We start from the raw sequence: 24,877 nt of genomic DNA, 5'->3' as shown, positions 1-24,877 counted from the left end.
GAAGCCCTTAAACTGGTTTTAATCTGATGCACAAAAATCGGCGCGCATCATAACATAGAAAGCTCAACTTTATTAGCGATATTAATGAGCTCTACTTTTTGTAAATTATGGTTCAACGTATTCCACTACTTCCAAGCCAAACCCTGAAATAGCATGGTATTTTTTCGGGAGACTCATTAAACGCATTTTATGAATACCCAGGTCAGCCAAAATTTGAGAGCCGACACCCACAGTTCGTGACGTACCTTGGAATTTTCGTAGCTGGGTCGATTCACCCTTATCTTGTGCTTCAAATGCTTTAACGATCGATTCTAGCTCTTCTGAAGTTTCTTGCTTACCTAAAATCACCACTACGCCACTTTCTTGTGCTACACGTTGCATAGCATTACTCAGTGTCCAGCTGCGATCTGCAACCCGGTCAGAAAGCAAGATATCGTTGAACGTACTTTGTAAATGGACCCTAACTAACGTTGCCTCATCTGACTTAACCGTACCTTTAACTAATGCATAATGTAATTGGCCATCTATCGTGTCTTTATAGGTTACTAAGTCAAATTCACCATGCTCTGTAGGTAATTTACAAGTTGCAACTCGCTCAATCGTGGCTTCATTTAAATTACGGTATTCGATTAAATCGGCAATGGTACCAATCTTAATACCGTGCTCTTTAGCAACAATTTCCAAGTCTGGACGACGTGCCATGGTGCCATCAGGATTCAGAATTTCAACAATCACAGATGAGGGCTCACAACCAGCTAAACGCGCTAAGTCACATCCTGCTTCTGTGTGCCCAGCACGAGTCAAAACACCACCAGGTTGCGCCATAATCGGAAAAATATGACCCGGTTGTACGATATCAGCCGGCACTGCGCCTTTTGCTACTGCAGCCTGAACAGTACGAGCTCGATCGGCTGCAGAGATCCCCGTCGTGACTCCTTTCGCCGCTTCAATAGACATAGTGAAATTGGTCGAAAACTGTGCTCCATTGTTACGCACCATCAAAGGGAGATCGAGCTGCTGACAACGTTCTTGTGTCAACGTCAAACAAATTAAACCACGTCCATACGTCGCCATAAAATTAATAGCTTCGGCACTGATGTGCTCGGCAGCCATAATTAAATCGCCTTCATTTTCTCGATCTTCATCATCCATCAAGATAACCATTTTACCGGCACGGATATCTTCAATAATTTCTGCTGCGCTGTTGAGTTTCATTGCTTACTCGCTTTTGCTGTTGTCATCTAAATAGCAGGCTATTTAAGGTTAAAATATGTTTAAGACTTAATAAAACCCGCTTGAGCTAATAAGTCCATAGATACGTTGCTTGCCTGTGCATGCTCATGTTCATTTGCTGTTAGCAGGCGTTCCATATAACGAGCCAATTGATCAACTTCTAAATTGACTTGGCTGCCGACTTTAAAATCGACAATGGTCGTTTGTTGGGCTGTATGTGGCACAATAGTGAGCTTAAAGCGGTCTTGCTCAATACCGTTAACTGTTAAACTAATTCCATCAATACACACCGAACCTTTGTACGGAATATATTTTAATAATGAAGAGGGAGCACTCAACCAATAATCGGTCGCCCGTGCATTTTGGTTTATCGCCACCACTGTGGCGATGCCATCAATATGCCCTGAGACTAAATGCCCTCCAAGACGAGAAGTCGGAGTAAGGGCTTTTTCTAAGTTAACTTTTTGGCCAATTTTGTACTGACCAAAGCCAGTTAAGCTTAAAGTCTCATGTGAGACATCCGCTACAAAGCCATCCTTGTTCAGTTTTACAACCGTCAAGCACACCCCATTGGTTGCAATGCTATCACCAAGTTTAACATCACTTAAATCGAGCTCGTTACTGGTTACTGTGACACTAAGATCACCCCCGACTTTCTGTAAAGTGGTTAATTGCCCTATCGCTTCGATAATTCCTGTAAACATTTAGTTCTTCAATTCTCTTTTTGGTGACGCAATAATTCTAAGATCAGAGCCAATTAAGCTCACATCATCTAGGGTTAAATCATAAACTTGATCCATTGATTCTAACACGGGAAGCTGCAAAAGGCTTTGCCCACTCGCTCCGATTAACTTTGGTGCGAGATAGAAAATAAACTGGTCGACCAATGCGTTTTCCACAAATTTTCCAGCCAAAGTATGACCGGATTCCAACCAAAGTTGATTAATTCCCATCAGCCCAAGCTGTTGACATGCATCAACCAAATCAACAAATCCATCTAATTCTCTGACAACCAGATGACGAACGTAATGAGGCCAAGTATGGGTCTTTTCAAGGCAAGTTGTCAGAATGATTATTGGACTCTCAATTTGGAAAAATGCCAAGTCAGGGGTTAAGCGATGTTTTGAGTCCACAACAATACGGATTGGTTGACGTAAGTGTTGATTTGAAAAAGGCGGTGCTATCAACTCATCATATCGTACATTCATTTTCGCGTTATCAACTAACACGGTATCGGCACCAGTCAAAACCGCACAACTTTTTGCTCGATAATCTTGTACTTGAGATCGAGCTTGTGGGCCTGTTATCCATTTACTGACACCATTTTTGAGTGCCGTTTTACCATCTAAACTGGCGGCTAATTTACATTGAATAAATGGCATTCCAGTTCGCATACGTTTTAAAAAACCACGGTTAAGAGCTTCGGCCTCTGTTTGCATCAAACCAAATGCCGTTTCTATACCAGCTTGTTGTAAAATAGCCAACCCTTTACCACTTACCGCAGGGTTTGGGTCAACCATTGCTGCAATCACTTTTGTAACACCTGCTTCAACTAGGGCCACAGCACACGGGCCCGTTCGCCCAGTATGCGAGCAAGGCTCTAATGTGACGTACGCAACCGCGCCTTTGGTTTTGCCTTTTGCTTCAGCTAAAGCATTAACTTCTGCATGACCTTCCCCGGCTTTTTGATGGTAACCTTGGCCGACGATCTCCCCCTCTTTAACCAGAACACAGCCAACATTAGGGTTAGGAGTTGTGGTGTACATGCCTTTACTCGCGAGGTTTATAGCCAGCGCCATAAAATGATGGTCTTGTGCTGTGAATTGACTCATGTTATTCACCTAAACGGGCAATTTCTTCGCCAAACTCTTTGATATCTTCAAACGAGCGATAGACCGATGCAAACCGGACATACGCGACTTTATCGAGTTTTTTAAGTGCTTCCATAATACACTCACCCACAATATGGCTTGATATTTCTCGCTCTCCAGTCGCTCGAAGTTGGGATTTAATTTGATGAACCACTTCTTCAACCTGCTCAGTGCTTACAGGTCTTTTTTCTAAAGCGCGATGTAACCCATTGAGTAATTTATCTTCATTAAAGGGCTCTCTGCTACCATCTTGTTTAATTACGCGCGGCATCACCAACTCAGCTCCTTCAAACGTGGTAAAACGTTCATGGCAATCGATGCATTCCCTACGTCGGCGCACCTGATGGCCTCCCCCCACTAATCGTGAGTCGATGACTTTGGTATCTTTTGCAGAACAAAATGGACAATACATGCTGAATTTCCGTTCAAATAAGTCAATTTAAACACAAGACCAAATTGGAGCGTTGTGATGAATTAGGCATAAAAAAGCCGCTTTAAAAAGCGGCCTTATGATAGCAAAAAATAGTCAGCTTGTGAGCTAAATAAATTTTGCGAAAAAGCAATTAAGCGTAAACAGGTAGCTTTTTACAGATTGCCTTTACTTTTTCTTTAACCTGAGCCTGAACCGACGCATCTTCAATGTTGTCTAGGACATCACAAATCCAACCCGCTAACTCTTTCGATTCTGCTTCTTTGAAACCACGACGTGTGATTGCTGGTGAACCAATACGCAATCCAGACGTTACAAATGGAGAACGTGGGTCATTTGGTACAGAGTTTTTATTTACAGTAATGTTCGCATTACCTAACGCTGCATCTGCATCTTTACCTGTAATATCTTTATCAATTAAATCAAGTAGGAATAAGTGGTTGTCTGTTTTACCAGAAACAACTTTGTATCCACGCTCTTGTAACACTTCAACCATGGCTTGTGCATTTTTAACCACTTGCGCTTGATAGGTTTTAAACTCTGGTTGTAATGCTTCTTTAAATGCCACTGCTTTTGCAGCAATGATGTGACATAAAGGACCACCTTGGCCACCAGGGAAAACAGCACTATTTAATTTTTTATAAATCTCTTCGTCGCCACACGCAGAAATAATTAAACCACCACGAGGGCCAGCCAATGTCTTATGAGTCGTCGTTGTTACAACATGTGCATGAGGTACTGGGCTTGGGTAAACACCCGCTGCAATTAAACCAGCCACGTGCGCCATATCTACGAATAAGTATGCACCAACCTTATCGGCGATTTCACGGAATTTCGCCCAATCAACAATACCTGAATATGCAGAAAAACCAGCAATAATCATTTTAGGTTTATGCTCAAGTGCCAACGCTTCAACTTGTGCATAATCAATCTCACCCGTTACGTCATTTAGACCGTACTGAATCGCATTGTACGTTTTACCAGAGAAATTAACATGAGAACCATGAGTCAAGTGACCACCATGCGCTAAGCTCATACCTAACACGGTATCGTGCGGCTGTAAAAGCGCTTGAAATACAGCGGCATTAGCTTGAGAACCCGCGTGTGGTTGAACATTTGCGTAATCAGTACCAAATAACTCATTTGCGCGATCAATTGCTAACTGCTCAACAACATCAACATGCTCACACCCACCGTAGTAACGCTTACCTGGGTAGCCTTCTGCATATTTGTTTGTTAATTGAGAGCCTTGAGCCTCTAAAACGCGTGGGCTACAGTAGTTTTCTGAAGCAATCAGTTCAATGTGCTCTTCTTGGCGAGCTGTTTCTTTATTAATAGCTTCAAATAACTCTGGATCAAAATCTGCGATGTTCATGCTGCGTTCTAACATGGGTTCTCCTAGTTGCAACGTAATAAAGGATCAAAGAAGGCGATATTGTACGCGCAAATAGCGTATTTGCCTACATTGACAAGGTGAGCATATTTAAACAGCAATTGAATTTTTTTCACAGTCCTTTAATTATGATATTTTTTAATCATTTACATAACAATTAAAAATACATTAACATAAAAACATAAGAGATATTTATCACCACCAATTTTTCCCAAGTGAAATAAATACACTCGTTTCGCCACCTTCCGCAAAGCCAACACCAAACGCCATCGGGCCTGCGCTAGAGTCAGTGCCTAGATAAAGACTACCCGAAATTAACAGATCATCTAAATCAATTTGTTCAGGGAGCGACCAAACATTTCCCGCCTCTAAACTTAGCCCCGAATAAAGGGGATAGTTATTGAGATTCAAAATATCTCGACCAATATCATATTGATAAATCACCGCTCCAAAAGCTTTATGTGCACCAATCAATGTATTTTTCCCATACCCGGATAAATTTAAAAAACCACCGAGCTCAGCAATATTGGCAGTAAACGCCCCCCTTTTATCTATCGTTGTGAAAGAAGCGGCACCGACAAGCGCATGATGGTTAAACCTCATTGCACCTCGCCAATCCACAGACAATTGCAATGAACGGTCATTTTCGATGGGATTAAAGTAATGGTCATACTCTTCTTGTCGTTGATGGACTGCGACAGTAAATTTATTCCCCAATGTCGGAAAGTTGATACTATTTAAATCATCAAAATTGAGAGAGAAATAATACCCATCTTGAGTATAATCAGAGGCTTGCTTTGCCCAGTTTTGGTTACTTAATTGCCCCGACTCAGTGATTAAACCAACTTCAGCAACCCAGTCTTTATTAAAATAGTAACCCGCTGCAACTTGTCCCAAAAGTGACTTTTTTTGTAAATCGATATAGATGCTTTCTTGGTTTTTTAAACGGCGCTCTTCTTTGAGGTATCCAAGCGACACAGTCGCATAAAAATCTTCGGTACTAGTCAATGGCTGATAAAACTCAGTCCGTAATGCTTTTTCATAACCGAGAGAGAGTTGATTTCGCCACTGCCCACCCCATTCATTTAACGCACTCCGTGTGAAAGCGAGATCCAAAGAGAGTACAGAGTCACTTTGAAAATCATCTTGATAACTGGCACCAACATCAATAAAGTTAGGTCCCCACGACTTCGCTTTAGTATTCAACACTAATATTCGCCCTGTGGGCGTTTCTTTAAAAGCAGCATCAACTGTTTCAAACGCATCTAAACTATATACGCGTGCAATTGCTTCTTGAACTTCCTTCTCAGACACTAACGCCCCTTGAACAATCGCGAACTCTCGCAAAATGAGATCACGATGAACAGCCGATTGGTTGTTTAGTTCAATCGCCACCAGCGGTCGGTTAATTGATGCAAACCAGGTTTCACTGCGTTCAAATGCGTGCTGTTTCAACGTTTTATACTGTGCTTTATCAATACTCAGTTGGCTTAGTTTTGCTCGATGTTTAACTGCGGCTTGCTCCCCACGCTCAAGTGCGATCGGTAAGACCCCCCAATCCGTTGTACTTAGGGCACCAACATCGGGTCGAATTAAAATATCTTCTGGTTGCATTTTTTGTAGCTGATGTTCGGTGGAGGCACGCGTTAAAATCGTCGATAACTGCATCAACACATCCACAGAGCTTTGAATATGTTCTTTTTGAGCTAACGAAGAGCCAATATCAACAGCAATCACGACATCGGCTCCCATCGCTTTAACAACATCGATGGGTAAATTATTAGCAATTCCACCATCAACAAGCATTTTATTGTTTAATTCTACTGGGTGAACAACCCCCGGAACAGCAGCTGAAGCCTGCATAGCGTCAATAATACTGCCCGATGAAATAATCACGGCTTGACTGGTGACTAAATCCGTTGCGATAGCGCGAAATGGGATAGCTAGATCATCAAAACTTTCAAATGACTGAACTAAATTAGTTGAGCTCCTCAGCAAGCGATTAACATTTTGCCCTGCCAACAAACCTTTAGGGATTTTTAATTGCTGCTCGTCAATCCCTAATCGAATAGGTAAATTATAAGTATCTCGATGTTGTTTATTTCGAAAATTAAGCGCGCTTCGCGGGATCTGATCTGAATACCCTTCATCCCAATTTGAATCGAGCATCACTTGCTCTATTTGAGCAGGACTGTATCCCAGAGCATACATACCGCCAACATAGGCTCCGATGCTGGTTCCTGCAATATAATCAATCGGAATATTCAGCTGTTCAAGCTCTTTTAATACACCGATATGCGCACTGCCTTTGGCGCCGCCGCCGCCCAGTACCAAGCCAACTTTTAAGCGTTCTTGGGCAAACAATTGGTTTGAAAAAACAAGCAGGTAACTAATTAAAAAAATAATTCGGTACATAGTGGTGCAATGAAAAGAAAATGTATCAGTAATTTACACAAAACCAACGAAAAATGCGAAACTTGATTCTCTTACTCACGAGCGCTCGCTGCTAATAAAAGAACAAATTAAATAACATTTCAGCAGGTATTTCACACCTAGACACGACGCAATTATGTCCTTAATTTTGAGCTTTATTTAAGCTCGTTCGAGCAGCTTGACGATTCCTTCACCCTGCACACTGACTTCGATTCGTCATTGGAGTTTGAAGCATAATGACTCTTAAAGTTACCCAATAAAACACAAATCAAAACAGTGCGTTCGCCTGAAGTAGAGCTATTTCCATTTCAAACATTGCCCCAACTTGCCTGTTCTTCTAAAATAGCGCTAATTTCATCATTCAAAAGTGGATTTTTTAATGGCTCAGTATATTTATACTATGTCTCGGGTGAGCAAAGTTGTGCCACCTAAGCGTACAATTTTAAAAGATATTTCTTTATGTTTTTTCCCAGGCGCTAAAATTGGTGTGCTTGGTTTAAACGGCTCAGGTAAATCAACTCTACTACGCATTATGGCGGGTATCGACAAAGAGTTTGAAGGTGAAGCTCGCCCACAACCCGGCACCAAAATTGGCTACCTCCCTCAGGAGCCGGTGCTCGATGAATCGAAAACAGTGCGTGAAGTCGTCGAAGAAGCTGTAAGTGAAGTAAAAAATGCCCTTTCTCGCCTAGATGAAGTTTACAACGAGTACGCATTAGAAGGCGCTGATTTTGATGCCTTAGCTAAAGAGCAAGGTGAACTCGAAGCAATAATTCAAGCTCATGATGGTCATAATATTGATAACGTACTTGAGCGTGCTGCCGATGCGCTTCGCTTACCTGAGTGGGATGCTAAAGTCGCAACACTATCAGGTGGTGAACGCCGTCGAGTTGCGATCTGTCGTTTATTACTTGAAAAGCCCGATATGCTGTTACTCGACGAACCAACCAACCACTTAGATGCTGAATCTGTTGCATGGTTAGAGCGTTTCTTACATGACTATGAAGGCACTGTTGTGGCCATTACCCACGACCGTTATTTCCTTGATAATGTTGCTGGTTGGATATTAGAGCTTGACCGTGGTCATGGTATTCCGTGGGAAGGTAATTATTCGTCTTGGTTAGAGCAAAAAGACGCCCGTCTTAAGCAAGAAGAAAAAGCAGAGCAAGCGCGACAAAAATCAATTGCCCAAGAGCTTGAATGGGTCCGATCAAATCCAAAAGGTCGCCAAGCAAAATCTAAAGCGCGTATGGCACAATTTACGGAGATGCAGCAATCTGATTACCAAAAGCGCAATGAAACCAATGAATTATTCATTCCACCTGGGCCACGCTTAGGTGATAAGGTTCTGGATGTTGCTAACTTACGCAAAAGCTATGGCGATCGTGTACTCATTGATGATTTAAGCTTTTCTATTCCTAAAGGAGCAATTGTCGGCATTATCGGTGCTAATGGTGCAGGTAAATCTACGTTATTTAGAATGTTAAGTGGCCAAGAGCAAGCCGATTCTGGTGACATTGTACTGGGTGAAACAGTCCAACTGGCAACGGTTGAGCAGTTCCGTGATGACATGAATGAAAATAACACAGTTTTCAACGAAGTCTCTGACGGCTTAGACATGCTGAAGATTGGCAACTTTGAAATACCAAGTCGAGCTTATGTCAGCCGCTTTAATTTTAAAGGAAACGATCAGCAAAAGTTCGTCAAAGAGCTATCAGGTGGTGAGCGTAACCGTTTGCACCTTGCTAAGCTATTAAAAGCTGGCGGCAACATGATCTTACTCGATGAACCAACCAATGACCTTGATGTTGAAACATTACGTGCCCTTGAAAATGCAATATTAGAGTTTCCTGGTAATGTCATGTGTATTTCACATGACCGCTGGTTCTTAGACCGCATTGCAACACATATTTTAGATTACCGTGATGAAGGCCAAGTCAACTTCTTTGAAGGTAACTTTACTGAATATGAAGACTGGATGAAGAAAACATACGGTGCAGAATCCATTCAACCAAAACGAATCAAGTACAAACGTATTGGTTAACTAAAATAATTAAAAACGTCCTTTGGGACGTTTTTTTATGCCTTGTGTTTTCAATAAAATTAAAAAACCATCTAACTCACAGCCAAAACTTGACCTATTTGTTTTTATTTCTCGAAGATGTTAAAACTCATAATACTGCTATTATTGAGTTAATAATTGAGAAAAATTAACTATTCAGATAAGAGTTTTAAGAATGGAAGATAGACGTCGCTTTACTCGCATTATTTTTTCAACCCCGGCTTTTTTATCAGACATGGGGATCATCTGGTCATGTACTCTTATAGATTTGTCCCTCAAAGGCGCCTTAGTCGATAAACCCGATAACTGGCGTGACGGTGAAGTCAAAAATATTCTTTTAACTTTCACTTTGGCAGACACTGATATCGAAATTTCAATGAATATGCACGTGAGCCATGAAGCGAGTAATCACCTCGGCTTGCAATGTGAACAAATTGACATTGATAGCGCCACCCACTTAAAACGTTTAATCGCACTCAATGTAGGTGATGATTCTTTACTCGATCGCGATCTCGAAAATTTAGTCCACCCAGAATAACCTTCTTTTGGCTGCTCCTTGCAGCCTTTTCCATTTGGAACCTTAATCCATGCGTATGACTTCTACTCGCCTGTACCTATTTGTTTTTATCGTCTTTTTCAACTTACCGGCTTTATCTTCAGAGCAAAATTGGGGACTCGGGGCGTTTGTTCGACAAGCCGATATTCCATTTGCGACTCAATCAGATACGGTCACTAGTTTTGTTCCTATGATGTTTTATCAAGGGGAACATTTCTTTATCGAAGGCACCGAAGCCGGCATGCACTTTTGGCAAGATCCCCATAATGAAGTAAATCTTATCGGACGACTCCGATTCTTTGATATTCCGGCTGAATACCAAAATGCAGTGCAAGGAGACACGATCGATGTTGGCTTGCAATGGCGTTATCAATTAAATGCCCTTACTCATATTAATACAGAAATATTCAGCGATTTAAACGGCGATATGTATGGACAATTAATCGCAAAACAACGCTATGAATTTGGATCATGGGAGTGGATGCCAGAAGTCGGAGCAAGGCTAAAAACCAGTGCATTTAACAGTCGTTATTATGCTCTCGAATCATTAACAGATAAATCTATTGGAGCTGGGGTTGAATTTAATACTAAACTCACTGGCCGTTATCATGTTGGATCTAATTTTTATTTACTTGCTTCTATAGGGGCCAGTACCTTAGATCATAATGCCAAAAATGCCAGCGCCATCGACAAAGACTGGCAAGCTGAAGCATATTTAGGTTTCGCTTTGTTCAATGACAAAACTCAAGAAAAGAAAAAGCATTTGCGACAATCTGGTTACGTTCGCGTAGCTCATGGCTGGGCTACGCCCTCTAACATCGGAGAAATTTTACGAGGTGAGACAGTAAAGGATGAATTTAACAATCAACTGACTTCGATATTTTACGGCCACCCCTTAACAGATGAAGTCTTAGGCGTACCGCTTGATGTATACCTCACACCTGGCTTTGTTTTTCACCACGTATCGCAAGTGCAAGAACGCATTGATGAATACGTACTAGGTATCAAAGCTTTTTATAGTTTTTCTTGGCCGGTGCGCTGGCGGCTCGGTGCAGCTGAAGGGTTATCCTATGTGTCGGATATCACGTATATTGAACGTACTGAAATGGAGCAAAAAGGCTATCGACCCAGTGAGTTATTAAATTATCTCGATTTAACAATTGATGTAAACTTAGGTGATGTATTTAAAATCAAACAATGGCAAAACACCTGGCTTGGATATAGCATTCACCACCGCTCTGCGATTTTTGAGTCTGCTTCTCAGTTTGGCCGCATCAAAGGCGGCAGTAATTACAATACACTTTATTTACAAGTGCATTTTTAATATAAAAACACTCACTCATTCCCTGTAAACATGGCTTTTCCACTGGCTTTTTTTGAGGGGTTCCGTATGATCATCTCATTATTATTTTAGAGTGAACACCATGCAAAAAATAGTACTCGCAACAGGTAATCAAGGCAAAGTAAATGAACTGGCGGCGATGCTAGACAGCCTCAATATCGACGTGATTGCACAAAGTGAATTCAATGTTCCCGACATCCCTGAAACTGGCACTACTTTTATTGAAAACGCAATAATCAAGGCACGACATGCCGCAAACATTACCGGATTACCAGCCATTGCTGACGATTCTGGCCTTGAGGTCGATGCTTTGCGTGGTGCCCCCGGTATTTACTCTGCGCGGTTTGCTGGCGAAAACGCCAATGATCGCGATAATATCAACAAACTCTTATCAGAGTTAAAGAATGTACCTAAAGAAAAACGCACCGCCCGTTTTTGGTGTGTACTGGTATTGATGCGCCATGCCGCAGATCCTACGCCTTTAGTTTGCCAAGCAAGCTGGGAAGGCATGATTACTGAGCAACCGTTTGGTGATGCTGGGTTTGGTTACGATCCGATTTTTTTCATCCCAACCTTAAATATCACCTCTGCTGAGCTGTCAAAAACAGAAAAAAATGCCATCAGTCACCGAGGTCAGGCCTTAAAACTGCTCGTCAATCAATTGCAGGCGATTTTGTGATTTTACCTCCGTTAAGCTTATATGTTCATATCCCTTGGTGTGTACAGAAATGTCCGTATTGTGATTTTAACAGTCACGGCCAAAAAGGCGATATCCCTGAAGCGGCCTATGTTCAGCATCTCTTAGATGATTTACGACAAGATTTACACTTTGTTCAAGGCCGTAAACTACGTTCTATTTTTATTGGTGGCGGTACACCTAGCTTGATGTCTGAACGGGCCATAAGTGATTTACTTGCTGGGATAAAGCAAGAAATCCCCTTTTGTGACGACATCGAAATCACACTTGAGGCCAATCCTGGTACCGTCGAAGCGGGCCGTTTCCAAGGTTATGTACGCGCCGGTGTCAATCGGATCTCCATCGGTGTGCAAAGTATGCAAAATGACAAGCTCAAAGCTCTTGGACGGATCCACGATGCCAATGAGGCGATTAAAGCCGCAGAACAAGCACATTTAGCTGGCTTAAATAGTTTTAATCTCGATTTAATGCATGGTTTACCAGGTCAAAGCTTAGAAGATGCCTTAAGCGACTTAAAAACGATCATTGATTTAAAACCCAAACACATCTCTTGGTATCAGCTCACCATCGAACCGAATACTCAGTTTCATTCCAAGCCACCTGTTCTGCCCGAAGACGATACTTTATGGGATATTCAAGAGCAAGGTCAGGCGATGCTTGCCGAAGCTGGATATCAACAATACGAAATATCCGGGTATAGCCAACCAGGTTATCAATGCCAACATAACCTCAACTATTGGCGCTTTGGTGACTATTTAGGCATTGGCTGCGGAGCGCATGGTAAGATTACTTTACCTGACCAAAAGCGCTTAATCCGCACCGAAAAAGTTAAACATCCCAAAGGGTATATGGATTTAACCAAACCCTATATTTATAAACAATGGCAAGTTGAGCACAGCGATTTAGCCTTTGAATTTTTTATGAATCGCTTACGGCTGTTTGAGGCATGCGATAAAAATGCTTTTCATGAATTAACCGGTTTACCACTTAGCCAACTTGAAGGCGCTTTTGATCAAGCGATTGCGCAAGGATTATTGCAGCACACCGCACAACAATGGCAAGTAACCGCAAAAGGCCATCGCTATCTCAATGACTTGTTAGAATTGTTTGTCTAACCTAAAGTTAAAAACTTGTTACAAAATGGCTCTTAAGGCAAAGAGCCAAATACACTACAATCCATTATCAAAAATCAAAAAGGTAATAAATGATGCGTAAAATGACTCTCATCGCAGCGACTATCAGTGCGGCTCTTTTGGCAGGCTGCCAGCAAATACCCAGCGCACAAAACACTACAGCGCCCGCTCAAGTTCAAGTTGTTGCCAGTGAAGTAGAAAAAGCAAATGCATTTTTTGAAGAAGTCTTTATGCGCGGCGTGATGCGCAGCCCAGTCTACCAAACATATATGGGTATAAAACAAGATTACGATAAATGGGATGATGGCTCAGAAGAACGTGCTCTGGAAGACTTAGCACTGACCAAAAAAGATTTGGCCACCTTAATGACCATTAACCGCGACCAACTGGATCCAATCACCCAAACCAGTTACGATCTGTTTAAGCAAGGTTTAGAAGAAAACATTGCGGATTTCAAATGGCGTTATCACAACTATCCAGTCAATCAAATGTTTGGGACCCACTCTATGGTGCCGGCATTTTTGATCAACCAACATCAAATCAGCGATGTAGCTGATGCCAAAGCCTATATTTCACGTTTAAACGGCGTACCTGTTGTATTTGAGCAACTCGAAAAAGATCTCGAAATTCGCGCTCAAAAGGGCATCATCGCCCCTAAGTTTGTATTCCCTCATGTGATTGATTCTAGTAAAAACATCATCAAAGGTGCACCTTTTGAACAAGGCGAAGACTCCACTCTTTTGGCTGACTTCAAACGCAAAATCAATGCCCTTGAAATTGAACAGTCAGACAAAGATGCTCTTATTAGTGATGCAACTCAAAGTCTGACAGTGGCAATCAAACCTGCCTATAGCAAATTAATTAGCTACCTTCTGCAACTCGAAAAGCGTGCCGATGAGCGTGATGGCGCGTGGAAATTTCCAGACGGTGAAGCGTTTTATAATAATGCTTTAGCACGCACCACTACCACCGAACTCACAGCGAAAGAAATTCATGCTATTGGTCTTAGTGAGGTTGCACGTATTCATGATGAGATGCGCGAAATAAAAGATAAAGTGGGTTTTAAAGGCGACTTAGCTGCTTTTATGGAATTCATGAAAACTGACAAGCAATTTTATTACCCAAATACTGCTGAAGGTAAACAAGCGTATTTAGACGAAGCTGTAAAAGTGATTGATGATATGAAAGCACGGTTAGACGAGCTATTTATTATCAAACCAAAAGCTGACTTACAAGTAAAAGCCGTTGAAGCATTCCGTGAAAAAGCAGCAGGCAAAGCCTTTTACCAACAACCCGCGCCAGATGGCTCGCGCCCAGGTATTTACTATGCAAACTTGTATGACATGGAAGCGATGCCCACTTACCAACTAGAAGCACTGGCGTACCATGAAGGTGTGCCGGGTCATCACATGCAAATCGCGATTGCACAAGAGCTAGAGGGTATTCCAAAGTTCCGTAAATTCGGTGGTTATACTGCGTATGTTGAGGGTTGGGGTTTATATTCTGAATTAGTCCCGAAAGAAATGGGTTTATATGCAGATCCATACTCTGACTTTGGTCGTCTCGCAATGGAATTATGGCGCGCGTGTCGTTTAGTGGTCGATACAGGTATCCATGCAATGAAGTGGACTCGCCAAGAAGGTATTGATTATTATGTAAACAATACACCGAATGCGACCTCTGATGGCGTAAAAATGGTCGAACGCCATGTAGTCATGCCTTCTCAAGCAACAGCGTATAAAATTGGTATGCTGAAAATTCAAGAGCTGCGCGAACATGCCAAAAAACAACTAGGCGATAAATTTGATATTCGCCAGTTCCATGACGTGGTCCTTAAAAATGGCCCACTCCCGCTAAACGTCCTTGAAGGCTATGTAGAACAATACATCGCATCGGCGGGAAAGTCTTAATATAAACTTGTGTTTTCAATAAATTAAGAACAAAAAAAACCAGTCACTTATATGACTGGTTTTTTATTACTTAAAACAGCTATTAATGGCAATTTGCCACATACCGAAGAGGAACATCAATATCCCCTTCAATGCAATCAATCGTCATATAGGTCGATGCATTTAGCATCTCGATACCGTTCAAGTAAATATTAATTTCTGATGACGGAGCTGAAAGTAATCGCCAATAATTAGACTTTAAAATATAGCGCGCCTCCCAAACGGGTGGTCGAGGTGGTCTGCAATACCCATGTACTGAAAAGGTACACGGTTCTGGTTCATGGCATTGGTAGGCACTTGTAGAGTTAACTGAGCTCTTATATGGACAATGAGGAGGCGGATAATACATCGACTTTTCATTAATCTGCTTATTATAGGCTGGCTGAACCACTTTTTCATAAACTCGATCAGAATATTTGCTCCATTTCTTTTCGACTTCTTCAAAGGTCGGTGTTGTATACGGCAAATAAGGATTAATCGGATCAGGGCTATTGATTAGCCTAGTTAAAACATTCCTCGGGCTATAAATAGGAATAAATAACTCTTTTCTCAATCGATGTAATAAGTTGTTTTTAATGCGCGTTTTTTGAATTGTATCTTGTGGGAATTGTGAGGTTGAACCATTACTATGGTAATAAAATACAGATATTCCACTTCGACTATTTATTGCTTGGGTGAGGATATTATCTAATTTACTTTTAGTAATGGACCAAGTGCGAGTTTCGATCATTACAGAAATCATATACCTGACTAGATCTCGCCATCGAATTTGAATGCGTGCATCCTTAAATTGCGTGTTGGTTTTCAGCTTCCAATCCGTCACTAACTGAATTTCAGCATCCCAACTAGATCCTGTTACTAATAAATCAGAAATCGACATCTGCCAACCAGGCAAAGTTTGACCACTAAATGGAATATCCTGATCAATATTGCCTGCGATAGGCAAACTGGCGATAAATGATGCTAAAAAGTCCACCTCTTGCCAATTCCCCTGATCATCCTGCGCTTTACAAACCGGAATTTGTATCGGTCCATTTGGGCTTTGCCATACTTCGATATTACAGGTTGTTTTAAGGACTCCATCATTATCCAACTGAAATCCAGCCAGTAGCACTCGAGTATCGGCAGCTGACACTTGCGCCGGTCTAATGTAAAGCCCTTTGCTGGCAGCCTCGGAATGAAGACGACTAATATTCGGCGTGCGACTCAATGCATTAAACTTCCCTTGAAAGTTCACAGCACTTTCACCCGCAAAGGGGCCTGCCTCTACCACACTCGATGAAACAGAAAAGTCGGGCCGGTTTCCCACTTTTCGAATTCCACCAATTTTTGGAATATACCAAACCAATCTTCTGTTAATAGAATCAGAAAAAAGGTGAAATTCACTTTGCATATCAACGCTGAACCTGCTTGCAACATTATCAACTTCGGGAGAAACAGGAGTCGCGCTTAAATTACTGTTTAATAATATATAAATTAATAGGAAGCACATTATTAGTGCGTTTGAATATTTAACTTTCATTGTTTTTTCTCATCATTTTTCCTCTGTTGTTCACACAGCGCCTCCTCTTGTAAATTCAAACAGCCATTTTTGATCCAGCGGCTAATTAAAGAAGTCACTTGTGTCGGGACTGGATTTTTAGTCATTGGCATTCCAGGCTTTTTTGCGCTTAAGCCAAATTTCGATTCTTTCTCTCTCGTCACTAATCGCGCATAAAGATCATAGGGATCATTTTTGGCGAGCCATCGTGCGATCCCACCTTCAGAAGTATCAAAGGCAGTATTTGCTCGACCTTCAATGCCATGACAATGAACACAATGGTTATCTCGCCATAGCCTTTTCCATAGGTAAAAAGACTCACTTTTTGACAGCGCAGACTCCTGATCTTGGCTAAAGAGTGTTGGAATATCCGTTAATGAATGGTCGAGTTGTTGCTCTTTGTCAGTACGTTGGTTTTGAAAAAAGGTAGCCAAGTGCGACGCTTCAGCTTGAGTGATTGGAACCATTGGCATTTTTCGATCTGGTGTCACTGTATCTGCTAAGCGATTCGCGTAATTAAAGATCCATTGATATGAAAACAAACTTAAACCAACGCTGTTATAACCGCTCATTCGACTATCGCCATGACAACCAGCACACTTTTCGTCGAAAATAGCTTTCCCCGCTGAGTGGCCGAGATCTCCCTTCAGTTCAGTATCTGCCTTCTCAGTGGGGCTGAGCCACTGTTCAAAAAGTGCAATACTTTGCGGTGAAATACTCGGGTAGGCCATCATAGTCGGCGCTTCACATAGACCTAACTCATCACACCTTCCAAAAGGTCTTTGCAGAAAACGCTGCAAGGTCAAGCGATCAAATCGCCCACGTTTTTGCCGGTTTTTAACCGGATTGAGCGGCGCATTTAAATAAGACAAAGAGTAATGTCCAATTGCCTTTAACTTTTCATCACTCACTGGCAAGGTGTAATAACGAGGATCTTTGGTCCCTGCATTAAATTTCTGAGCAATTTCAGTGATCTCTTGGTGACAACCAAAGCACTGTGGATCTTTCCATTTACCAAAACCATTAGAGAAACGCGCTTCGACTTCCGCTCGGCTGCTAGTATGGCAACCTTTGCACTCATTGATCGTGAGATCTACTTTTGCTTTACTCTCCAAAGACAGTGAAAGAAAAAGTAGAAAACAAGTAATTAATAAATGACGAAGCAATTTAGAAATTCACACTCAAAATGGTTTCACCACTGCCCGGTAGTGTTATTTCAACGGGTTGTTCGGCAACATCTTTATCTAATTGAAGTGTGGCTGAGGTGGAGAACTCATGTAAGTCGATAAAACGTTTCCAATCAATATAAGCCAGTGGTTCTTGATTGGCTTTATCGCTGTTAAAAAGAGCGCTCGAATATTGAGCACTTTGAAATAGTACTTCGTACGCATCTCCGACATAGCGATTCTTTTCGACATCAAGCACTAAGATAGAATCATTCACCAATGACGAAACAATATTTGGCACATCCATTGTGACTGCAGGTGTCGCTGAGGTTGAAATATTGTAACTGACATTAATAACTTTATTAGTATTTAAAAAGCTAATAATCTCCGCTTCTTGCGTTTCATCACTGGCTTGATATTTAAGTTGTAAAGAGCAAACACTAGGGTAATTACCTGCATTAGATTGCAGATTATAATAAATACCATAACCTTTGAGTTTGTTAATTAATGTATCAGTGGCTGTACATAAAATAGTGTTTTCAGGTAAAAGGTTTTTGCGAATATCAAGGATATTATTCACCGCAACAAATTCTGAGTACACATTATTATTGTGACTTTCTGGGAACGCTCTGATCGTAATCCGTTTTATTCCCCAACCGGCATTCGACGGGCCCACAACTTTTTGTTGAATATCTTTATACCAAAAAGCGCCACGATTCGACGTGGTTCCTTTTATAGGCGCATAGAGTAAATCTTGCGTTTCGATAGCCTGAGTAAAGTCAATTTCATCAAGCGTCACTGCGCTTGCGCTTGCGCATGTCAAAGCACTCACTAACAATGAGCTTAAAACACTAATATTTTTCATTTTTTTTCCAATATGAGTCCAAATTAATCGAGTCAATGTGAAACCTTAAAAAAGGCTTCACATTAAGAGGTCGCTAAAAATTATTGCTGACCAGCAATATTGCGGCATGCAGCGTCTTGCATATCCCACGTTACTTGGGTGCCAAAACCACCCGTAACACACTGAATATTCATATTGGTTGACGCATTGGTCACACTCGAACCAGGATTCCAAGATACATAACGTGTCTCATTACGTTTAAACACTAATTTTTCATAGTTCGCACGTAACGTGTACATCGCTGTAGCTTCTCTGTTTACATCACCAATTTGAGATTGGCCATAATCACGCATTTCATTAAACAACTCATCGCGCATTTCTTTACGAACAGCTTCAACAGTTTGGAGGAATTGTTCTTCAGAGGTCGGCTCTTTAGTATATGAACCATCAGCCTGTAAATACTCAACAGTTATGCCCGACTCACCATTTTGATTATCAAGTAAACGCTTGAAGAAAGTGCCAACCTCCACTTCTAAGCAGGCATTGTTGTGAATAGCAAAAAATGTACTTGCTTGTTCAAAAGTTCGTGACCAATCAATGTTGATTCTTGCAACACGCACTTTCTTAACCGTCGTTAATTCCCACTCTGCCACAGCCTGAATATTTGCATCCCAATTCGAACCTGTTTCCATCCATTCTTGAACCGTGAAGTCCCAATTAGGCATACTCGTTGCTTGGAAAGGAATATAAGTAGAAACTGTGCTATTTCCTCTAGGTGTTGCCGCTCTAAATTTAGAAAGGAAGTCCGTATTGACCCACTCGCCTTGACTATTAAGCGCTTTACACACAGGAATTAAGATTGTCCCGTTAGGACCTGTCCACTCTTCAGTTTCACAATGAGTATCAATTCGACCATCATTACCAACAATTAAATCAGTGAGTAAGAACTTTGTTGTTACTTTTGCAGCTTGCGCTGGCGAGATTCTAAATCCCTGTGCATGCGCTTCGCTTTCAAGCTTTAAGAGCGCACCTCTGTCACCTGAGGTATTAAATGCGCCACCAAAGTGTACTAAATCCTGCCCAGCAAAAATCCCCGTCCATGGAGCGCGAGCATAAACCGAAAACCTTGGTTTAGGAGCGGCTGTACTCGCACCTGACAACGCAATTTGACCCACTTTTGGCACATACCACACTAAGTTTTGATCAACCGAATCTGCATACAGTGTGTAAGCCAATTGAGTATCAACAGAGAATAAACCTTGAATATCTTTCTCTGTTTGATCCAACGGAGCAGCGATAGCTAAAGTTGAAAAAATAGAAGCTGTCACAGCCAGTGCAAGTTGCGATTTTTTAATAATTGAAGTCATGATATTTATCTAATCTCTTAATTTTTAAGTATATTGTTTAAATTACGTTCCCTTGACAATTACTTGATACAACTAGATTTGTATTAATACCTGCAGGCGCTTACCTACAACACCGGCTAAATAATTACACAAATTCAATGTACAAAGGCGCAGTAAACCTACACAAGGCTCAATATTCATTAAACCGACATGTAAGGTCGATAAGATTCTCTGGTAAGTAATTTTTTTAAACAACGGAACCTGATAAATATGACAGTACCCAAAATTGGTACTGTCATTACTGAATAATTCTTGTTACTATTAGTTTAAAGGCAATTTATTTACAGTTTATTAGGAAGTTATCGTGTTAAAAAAGATATGGACGTTTAGTGCAGTTGGTTTGCTCTGTTGTTTAAACATTGCGTGTTCAGGTTCAAGCTCTGATTCAGAAGATAAGACTCCCCCGCCAATTAGCTCTCAATTTGAATTGAACATCGAATTATTAGGGTTAACTGAAGGTAATATCTCTTTCAATTGGCTGGGTAAAAATTACAGTATCGATTCAAATCAACAGCTGTTATCCAAAAACTCAAGCTATTCAGACCCTACAGAATTTGTATTTCCTGACTCTCACACCTGTACATACCAAGTCAATAAAATCACCGATATTCAACATAATTTAATGATCGAATGTGAAACCAAAGCCAGTACAGAATTCGTCACTATTTCATTAGAAAAAAAACTTCCATACTCTGTCAATGTGAAGCTAAAAGATCAAATATACACGCTTGAAGATGAGGGTATTCAAACACAAGTAAGCGCCACAGAAACGCCCAGTATTATTTCATCCACGGGCCCTTTATTATGTGATTTGATACAAAATAATCAAAGCAATGGCCACTGGGTTTTACAGTGTGAAGAATTTTTAATTGCAACTGAACAATCTGAGTCCATCATTGATACTCATATCATCACTGAAACAAAAAAGATCCCACTTGATATTACTCAGACTACTTTGTCTGATTATATCCAGCTTCATTCTTATTATGGCAAACAGTTTTTTCTACTCGGTGATACTATTTATTCATTAACGCTTAAAAATGGCGCGATTGATAAGATAGACTCATTTTCTCAGTCATTCTCTAGCTTGGTTAAAGTGCAGTCTAAACTATACAGCTTAGCCAGCACTGGGCTGTATATATTTTCAGATACAGAGCAAACTTGGTCACTGATCAGGCCCATTACTCGAGATATTGTTTCTCCTTTATTCGTATCTTCTGGTGTACTTTCTTGGCTCACACAAGCAGACGATCATATCGTTCTTGACCGTTCTGTATCGCAATCGAATAAGCCAAGCACAGATGCCAATCAACACGTGACCTCTGGATCCGATTATGGAGCCATTTCAATTGAAAATGGTACCGTCTGGTTAGCAAATAATGCTGATAACCATTGGGTTTTAACCGCTGTAGAAATAATGGGAAATCATGTCAATCAAGTGATTCAAACTCTTAATAAACCGAACCAATTTGCATTACTTCAAGCCAGTGACGAGAAGAATAAATTACTTATGATTGAAGGAGATAATATTTTATCTTTTGAGATTGCTAACCAATCAATGACTTGGCAACCTTTCAAAAATACAACCGCCGATTTACTCTCTGCACAAGGTAATTTATTAGTGACTGCCAACCAACTAACTGGCAATCAGGCAAAGCTCAACACTCTTTATTATGGAAATAACACGCTAAGCTTGAATGAATTAATCACTCACCTTAATTTAACTTCAGATCCGCTTATCACGCTCAATCAAGCGGCAGCGACATTTTCATCAATCAGTATTAATACTGGTTTGTTACTATTTTATATTGAGGGTGAAGGCAGTGTCTGGGTAACAGATGGCACACTCAATAACACTAAAAAAATACTCGAAAATCAAACATGGCAAGAGTTCGAGTCACTTAAATTCTTAGCTTCAGGTAAATCTATTTTGCTGCTAACAAACCAATTTAACAACCAACTAACTATTATTCCCTTAGATATCTAGATTTTTCGTTCAATAAACAAGCAAGGAATATACGAAGCTGCGCTTTTTATATTCCTTGTCAAGGTGACTCAATTGATGCCAGAAGTAACTCATCAAAATTTAGCTGAGCCAACAAAGCAGCTAGAAAGAGTTAAATCATTTAATGATTTAAATAATGAATTGAATAATATAGCTCAGTCAATAAATGCTAAAAGCTATGCATTTTGTGTTTATTCACCTGAATTAAATAAACACCACCCTGTAGAGATTTATGGAGATTTAGGTGAAGCATTGACGCGCTTAATGCAAGGGGAGAAATTAATCAGGAGCTATTGTTTATCCGAAGTAAAGCCTTTAAAGCTCAGTGAAATATTGAATTTTTTTAAAGTGCAAGATCCAAAAAAACAAAAAGGATTTGCAATATTTTACGATACACTCATCATTCCATTCAAAGGTACCTCCTCGGACTTCGGTTGCTTAATATTAAGAGCAAAAGACAACAAACTATTAAAGGAAGAATACTTTAAATCGATAGTAAGAGTGCAGTATATGTATGATGCATTTAAAAGAATAAAAAGAGATTCAAATAAACAGGTCCATTTTACAAAAAGAGAAATTGAGTGTTTAAAATGGGCCACTGAGGGTAAAACGTCTTGGGAAATAAGCCAAATATTAACCATCACTGATCGTACAGTGAATTATCACATTGCCAATTGTATCCGAAAAACCAACAGCTCAAATAGACAACAAGCAATTGCAAAGGTTTATGCGATGGGTATTTTATAACACCATAAAAAATTGAATGGCTATACGTGTTCATGTTTATAAAAGTCGCGTCCCATTTTTATTAAGGCTACATTTATGCAGATGATAAAACTCAATATTTTGATGTAAAATACATTCTTCAGTGTCAATATCGATAATATCGCGCATTTGTTCAAGCAAGCACCAAAAACTAAGATCGCCCATAAATACCACTTCCTCTTGATTTTGATTCGCTCCGAATAATTGTGCCAAAGAAAGCGGCCCACTAGATAAAGCTTCAATGATTTGCCATTGGGTGCGGTTATATCCATGATTCAAGCGTTTTTCTTCTAAGTAACGTCTCATCGCAGGTTTAAGATTAGGCCAAAATTTAAAATCAAGCGTGAGCGTTTGCTCTAGCATACTTAATGATGTCACTAGTCCTAACCACACTTGCTCAGCTAATTGAAGAAACTCGGCACTGGGATTAAAGCGACTTTGATAATGCTGAGAAACTTGCTCGGCATTTAACTCTTGGGGCGGTAAGTATTCAGGGAGCATCACAATAAAAAGCTGATTAACCGGGCGGCCTGTCGCACGATACCAAGCCAAGAACTGCAAGCCAATTAATGCATCAAATAACTCAGGCGTGAGCCATAAAGTCAGTGAGTCGTGCTCGGATAGTTCGCTCAAAGTTTGGTCTCGCTGAGCGAATTTTTCCTGTACTACTTTTAAGTCGAGACAAAAGTAATCAGCTAAAAAATGGCTACGAATTTCACTAATTGAATGCAAATCCGTGTGTGAGCTAATCAGCCCTTCATGTAAGGCATCTTGCCAAGCCTGAAATTGCCCTTGAATGCCGATGCGTTTGAGGTATAAATTCGCGTTATCGCCATTTGTAATATGAAGCATAGCGGATTAATCCATTAATCTGATAAATAGTATTCAATGGTCGAAACCACGCGAACATGTTTAATATGTGGCGTATTTGAGTCACGGTCTGAGATACTAAATTGCCCTTGCCGTGCTGACTTGATTTTTCCTAATTTAGATTGAGAGTCGTTAGCGAACTTTTCGGCCACTTCTCGCGCTTGTTCTGTTGCCGTTTGGATCATCTGCGGTTTGAGTTCGTTTAATCCTGTAAATGAATATTGCACTCGGCTGTCATAGTTTTGACCCGCAATCGCAATATTTTGCTTGGCTAACTCACTCATTTTACTCAACGCATTATTTACTTTTTCAGGCTCTTGACTGTGCACAGTAATTGTCGAGCGGACTAAGTAACGATATTTAACCCCTTGATTATTTCCGTATTGATCAGCCAGTTTGTCAATCACTGCCAACGCCCCTAACGACACTTCCTTCTCATCAAAGCCATGTAAGACTAAAAATGCATTGATGGCTTCATTTTTCGATTGAACCTGTTCAATTAACTCCGCGAGATTATTACCCGTATCGCTAAATTGAATTGGCCAAATCACAGTATCTGCAAGAACTTCTTGTTCTGCTAAACCTTTAACCAAAACAGTGCGTTCCATGGCTTTATATTCGAGTAAGCCTGTTTTTATTTGCCAGCCTAAAGAGGTTAAACCTATGGCCAGAAGTACACCTATTATGACATTTTGCTTAAGCGAGTTTTTATCCATTGCAGCTTCCTTCGTCACACTAATAATCAACCCAATACAGATAATACTTTAACGTCTTGGTCAAAACCTAGCTGCACACCATGCTCTAAGAGCGGAACAGGTATGTAATCACCTTGCTTCACGGCTAAAGTGAGTCCATCTAACGTCACAGTGCCATCACCACTGAGCACATAAATACGCTCCGTTTTTTGGTAATTGATCATTAAAGGAATCGATTTTTTGATAAACATCAAGTGCTCAGTGCCCGATTCAGGCGATCCTAACGCATGTACAGTCACTAAATCTTGTTGGTGTAATGGGATCATCTGTTTTAAATCAATGGCATTGGCACCTAGGGCTGCACAAATAAGCAATAAGGTCATGATTACGCCTGTCAGGAAATTAAAGATAAGCATTTAGCTTGTTACAATATAACCACACTATAAACTAACCGCTAATTGGAATCTAATTCTAAACACGTTAGTTT

At 40.7% G+C, this 24,877-nt stretch carries 21 protein-coding genes; 8 read left to right on the top strand and 13 right to left on the bottom strand.

The genetic code is table 11. The features are described 5' to 3' along the window. Positions 1-105 precede the first annotated feature (105 nt). From ribBA to AC3KVK_RS04225, 6 genes are all read right to left on the bottom strand, one after another. On the bottom strand, positions 106-1,215 hold the full coding sequence (ribBA, locus tag AC3KVK_RS04250) for a bifunctional 3,4-dihydroxy-2-butanone-4-phosphate synthase/GTP cyclohydrolase II (protein WP_490310959.1): 1,110 nt from the start codon (positions 1,213-1,215) through the stop codon (positions 106-108). Between the two features lie 59 nt (positions 1,216-1,274). Continuing rightward, positions 1,275-1,937, bottom strand: a complete 663-nt coding sequence (locus AC3KVK_RS04245) for a riboflavin synthase (RefSeq protein ID WP_490310958.1) — start codon at positions 1,935-1,937, stop codon at positions 1,275-1,277. Beyond that, positions 1,938-3,065 carry a bifunctional diaminohydroxyphosphoribosylaminopyrimidine deaminase/5-amino-6-(5-phosphoribosylamino)uracil reductase RibD gene (ribD, locus tag AC3KVK_RS04240; protein WP_490310957.1) on the bottom strand — a complete coding sequence of 376 codons (1,128 nt, stop codon included), beginning with the start codon at positions 3,063-3,065 and terminating at the stop codon, positions 1,938-1,940. Position 3,066: 1 nt separating this feature from the next. Beyond that, a complete protein-coding gene (gene nrdR / locus AC3KVK_RS04235; protein ID WP_086744464.1) occupies positions 3,067-3,516 on the bottom strand; it encodes a transcriptional regulator NrdR in 450 nt (149 codons plus the stop codon). A gap of 151 nt (positions 3,517-3,667) precedes the next feature. Continuing rightward, on the bottom strand, positions 3,668-4,924 hold the full coding sequence (glyA, locus tag AC3KVK_RS04230; RefSeq protein WP_490310956.1) for a serine hydroxymethyltransferase: 1,257 nt from the start codon (positions 4,922-4,924) through the stop codon (positions 3,668-3,670). Between the two features lie 198 nt (positions 4,925-5,122). Then, entirely contained in the window at positions 5,123-7,342 is a 2,220-nt protein-coding gene (locus AC3KVK_RS04225; RefSeq protein ID WP_490310955.1) for a patatin-like phospholipase family protein, read from the bottom strand. A 397-nt stretch (positions 7,343-7,739) separates the two neighbouring features. On the opposite strand from AC3KVK_RS04225, the gene ettA reads away from it, so the two are divergent. The 6 genes from ettA (at position 7,740) to AC3KVK_RS04195 (ending at position 15,060) form a co-directional block, all read left to right on the top strand. After that, positions 7,740-9,404, top strand: coding sequence for an energy-dependent translational throttle protein EttA (gene ettA, locus AC3KVK_RS04220; RefSeq protein WP_490310954.1), 1,665 nt, complete (start codon positions 7,740-7,742; stop codon positions 9,402-9,404). Positions 9,405-9,597: 193 nt separating this feature from the next. Then, the gene (locus AC3KVK_RS04215) at positions 9,598-9,960 is read left to right on the top strand and encodes a PilZ domain-containing protein (RefSeq protein WP_490310953.1); all 363 of its coding nucleotides are present in this window, start codon (positions 9,598-9,600) and stop codon (positions 9,958-9,960) included. 49 nt (positions 9,961-10,009) lie between these two features. Continuing rightward, positions 10,010-11,302: a MipA/OmpV family protein gene (locus tag AC3KVK_RS04210; protein ID WP_490310952.1), complete on the top strand. Its 1,293-nt coding sequence runs from the start codon at positions 10,010-10,012 to the stop codon at positions 11,300-11,302. A 100-nt stretch (positions 11,303-11,402) separates the two neighbouring features. Then, positions 11,403-11,999, top strand: coding sequence for an XTP/dITP diphosphatase (locus tag AC3KVK_RS04205; RefSeq protein ID WP_490310951.1), 597 nt, complete (start codon positions 11,403-11,405; stop codon positions 11,997-11,999). Beyond that, positions 11,996-13,132 (top strand): radical SAM family heme chaperone HemW, encoded by a 1,137-nt coding sequence (gene hemW, locus AC3KVK_RS04200; RefSeq protein ID WP_490310950.1) that lies wholly within the window; start codon positions 11,996-11,998, stop codon positions 13,130-13,132. The genes AC3KVK_RS04205 and hemW overlap by 4 nt, the downstream gene beginning before the upstream one ends. Positions 13,133-13,224: 92 nt before the next feature. Then, a complete protein-coding gene (locus tag AC3KVK_RS04195; RefSeq protein WP_490310971.1) occupies positions 13,225-15,060 on the top strand; it encodes a DUF885 domain-containing protein in 1,836 nt (611 codons plus the stop codon). An 82-nt stretch (positions 15,061-15,142) separates the two neighbouring features. On the opposite strand, the gene AC3KVK_RS04190 is transcribed toward AC3KVK_RS04195, so the two are convergent. The 4 genes from AC3KVK_RS04190 to AC3KVK_RS04175 all read right to left on the bottom strand — a co-directional run bounded on the left by AC3KVK_RS04190 (position 15,143) and on the right by AC3KVK_RS04175 (position 20,016). Continuing rightward, positions 15,143-16,492 (bottom strand): hypothetical protein, encoded by a 1,350-nt coding sequence (locus tag AC3KVK_RS04190; protein WP_490310949.1) that lies wholly within the window; start codon positions 16,490-16,492, stop codon positions 15,143-15,145. Between the two features lie 125 nt (positions 16,493-16,617). Next, entirely contained in the window at positions 16,618-17,805 is a 1,188-nt protein-coding gene (locus AC3KVK_RS04185) for a hypothetical protein (protein ID WP_490310948.1), read from the bottom strand. A gap of 1 nt (position 17,806) precedes the next feature. Continuing rightward, entirely contained in the window at positions 17,807-18,670 is an 864-nt protein-coding gene (locus tag AC3KVK_RS04180) for a hypothetical protein (RefSeq protein WP_490310947.1), read from the bottom strand. An 80-nt stretch (positions 18,671-18,750) separates the two neighbouring features. Beyond that, entirely contained in the window at positions 18,751-20,016 is a 1,266-nt protein-coding gene (locus AC3KVK_RS04175; protein ID WP_490310946.1) for a hypothetical protein, read from the bottom strand. A gap of 343 nt (positions 20,017-20,359) precedes the next feature. On the opposite strand from AC3KVK_RS04175, the gene AC3KVK_RS04170 reads away from it, so the two are divergent. Further along, on the top strand, positions 20,360-22,042 hold the full coding sequence (locus tag AC3KVK_RS04170) for a hypothetical protein (protein WP_490310945.1): 1,683 nt from the start codon (positions 20,360-20,362) through the stop codon (positions 22,040-22,042). A 75-nt stretch (positions 22,043-22,117) separates the two neighbouring features. Continuing rightward, complete coding sequence (locus AC3KVK_RS04165) at positions 22,118-22,807, top strand: helix-turn-helix transcriptional regulator (RefSeq protein WP_490310944.1); 690 nt, start codon at positions 22,118-22,120, stop codon at positions 22,805-22,807. Between the two features lie 36 nt (positions 22,808-22,843). Here AC3KVK_RS04165 and AC3KVK_RS04160 read toward each other — a convergent pair whose 3' ends face one another. From AC3KVK_RS04160 to AC3KVK_RS04150, 3 genes are read right to left on the bottom strand one after another with little or no spacing between them, the layout of a single operon-like run. Then, positions 22,844-23,677, bottom strand: coding sequence for an RNA polymerase subunit sigma-24 (locus tag AC3KVK_RS04160; RefSeq protein WP_490310943.1), 834 nt, complete (start codon positions 23,675-23,677; stop codon positions 22,844-22,846). A gap of 14 nt (positions 23,678-23,691) precedes the next feature. After that, positions 23,692-24,411: an SIMPL domain-containing protein gene (locus AC3KVK_RS04155; RefSeq protein ID WP_490310942.1), complete on the bottom strand. Its 720-nt coding sequence runs from the start codon at positions 24,409-24,411 to the stop codon at positions 23,692-23,694. Between the two features lie 26 nt (positions 24,412-24,437). Further along, entirely contained in the window at positions 24,438-24,773 is a 336-nt protein-coding gene (locus AC3KVK_RS04150; protein WP_490310941.1) for a hypothetical protein, read from the bottom strand. Positions 24,774-24,877: the final 104 nt, after the last annotated feature.

The organism is Pseudoalteromonas sp. J2K-J979 (assembly GCF_058169715.2).
Note: the sequence above shows the minus strand (reverse complement) of the source record. Positions and strands in the feature narration are given on the sequence as shown.

Excerpts from the sequence above, each read along its gene's own strand:
- AC3KVK_RS04215 (WP_490310953.1), top strand. The coding sequence starts at position 9,598 with ATGGAAGATAGACGTCGCTTTACTCGCATTATTTTTTCAACCCCGGCT.
- AC3KVK_RS04210 (WP_490310952.1), top strand. The coding sequence starts at position 10,010 with ATGCGTATGACTTCTACTCGCCTGTACCTATTTGTTTTTATCGTCTTT.
- AC3KVK_RS04150 (WP_490310941.1), bottom strand. The coding sequence starts at position 24,773 with ATGACCTTATTGCTTATTTGTGCAGCCCTAGGTGCCAATGCCATTGAT.
- AC3KVK_RS04165 (WP_490310944.1), top strand. The coding sequence starts at position 22,118 with ATGCCAGAAGTAACTCATCAAAATTTAGCTGAGCCAACAAAGCAGCTA.
- AC3KVK_RS04245 (WP_490310958.1), bottom strand. The coding sequence starts at position 1,937 with ATGTTTACAGGAATTATCGAAGCGATAGGGCAATTAACCACTTTACAG.
- AC3KVK_RS04160 (WP_490310943.1), bottom strand. The coding sequence starts at position 23,677 with ATGCTTCATATTACAAATGGCGATAACGCGAATTTATACCTCAAACGC.
- ribBA (WP_490310959.1), bottom strand. The coding sequence starts at position 1,215 with ATGAAACTCAACAGCGCAGCAGAAATTATTGAAGATATCCGTGCCGGT.
- ribD (WP_490310957.1), bottom strand. The coding sequence starts at position 3,065 with ATGAGTCAATTCACAGCACAAGACCATCATTTTATGGCGCTGGCTATA.
- ettA (WP_490310954.1), top strand. The coding sequence starts at position 7,740 with ATGGCTCAGTATATTTATACTATGTCTCGGGTGAGCAAAGTTGTGCCA.
- AC3KVK_RS04195 (WP_490310971.1), top strand. The coding sequence starts at position 13,225 with ATGCGTAAAATGACTCTCATCGCAGCGACTATCAGTGCGGCTCTTTTG.
- glyA (WP_490310956.1), bottom strand. The coding sequence starts at position 4,924 with ATGTTAGAACGCAGCATGAACATCGCAGATTTTGATCCAGAGTTATTT.
- AC3KVK_RS04190 (WP_490310949.1), bottom strand. The coding sequence starts at position 16,492 with ATGCAAAGTGAATTTCACCTTTTTTCTGATTCTATTAACAGAAGATTG.
- AC3KVK_RS04205 (WP_490310951.1), top strand. The coding sequence starts at position 11,403 with ATGCAAAAAATAGTACTCGCAACAGGTAATCAAGGCAAAGTAAATGAA.
- AC3KVK_RS04225 (WP_490310955.1), bottom strand. The coding sequence starts at position 7,342 with ATGTACCGAATTATTTTTTTAATTAGTTACCTGCTTGTTTTTTCAAAC.
- nrdR (WP_086744464.1), bottom strand. The coding sequence starts at position 3,516 with ATGTATTGTCCATTTTGTTCTGCAAAAGATACCAAAGTCATCGACTCA.
- AC3KVK_RS04155 (WP_490310942.1), bottom strand. The coding sequence starts at position 24,411 with ATGGATAAAAACTCGCTTAAGCAAAATGTCATAATAGGTGTACTTCTG.
- AC3KVK_RS04180 (WP_490310947.1), bottom strand. The coding sequence starts at position 18,670 with ATGAAAAATATTAGTGTTTTAAGCTCATTGTTAGTGAGTGCTTTGACA.
- AC3KVK_RS04175 (WP_490310946.1), bottom strand. The coding sequence starts at position 20,016 with ATGACTTCAATTATTAAAAAATCGCAACTTGCACTGGCTGTGACAGCT.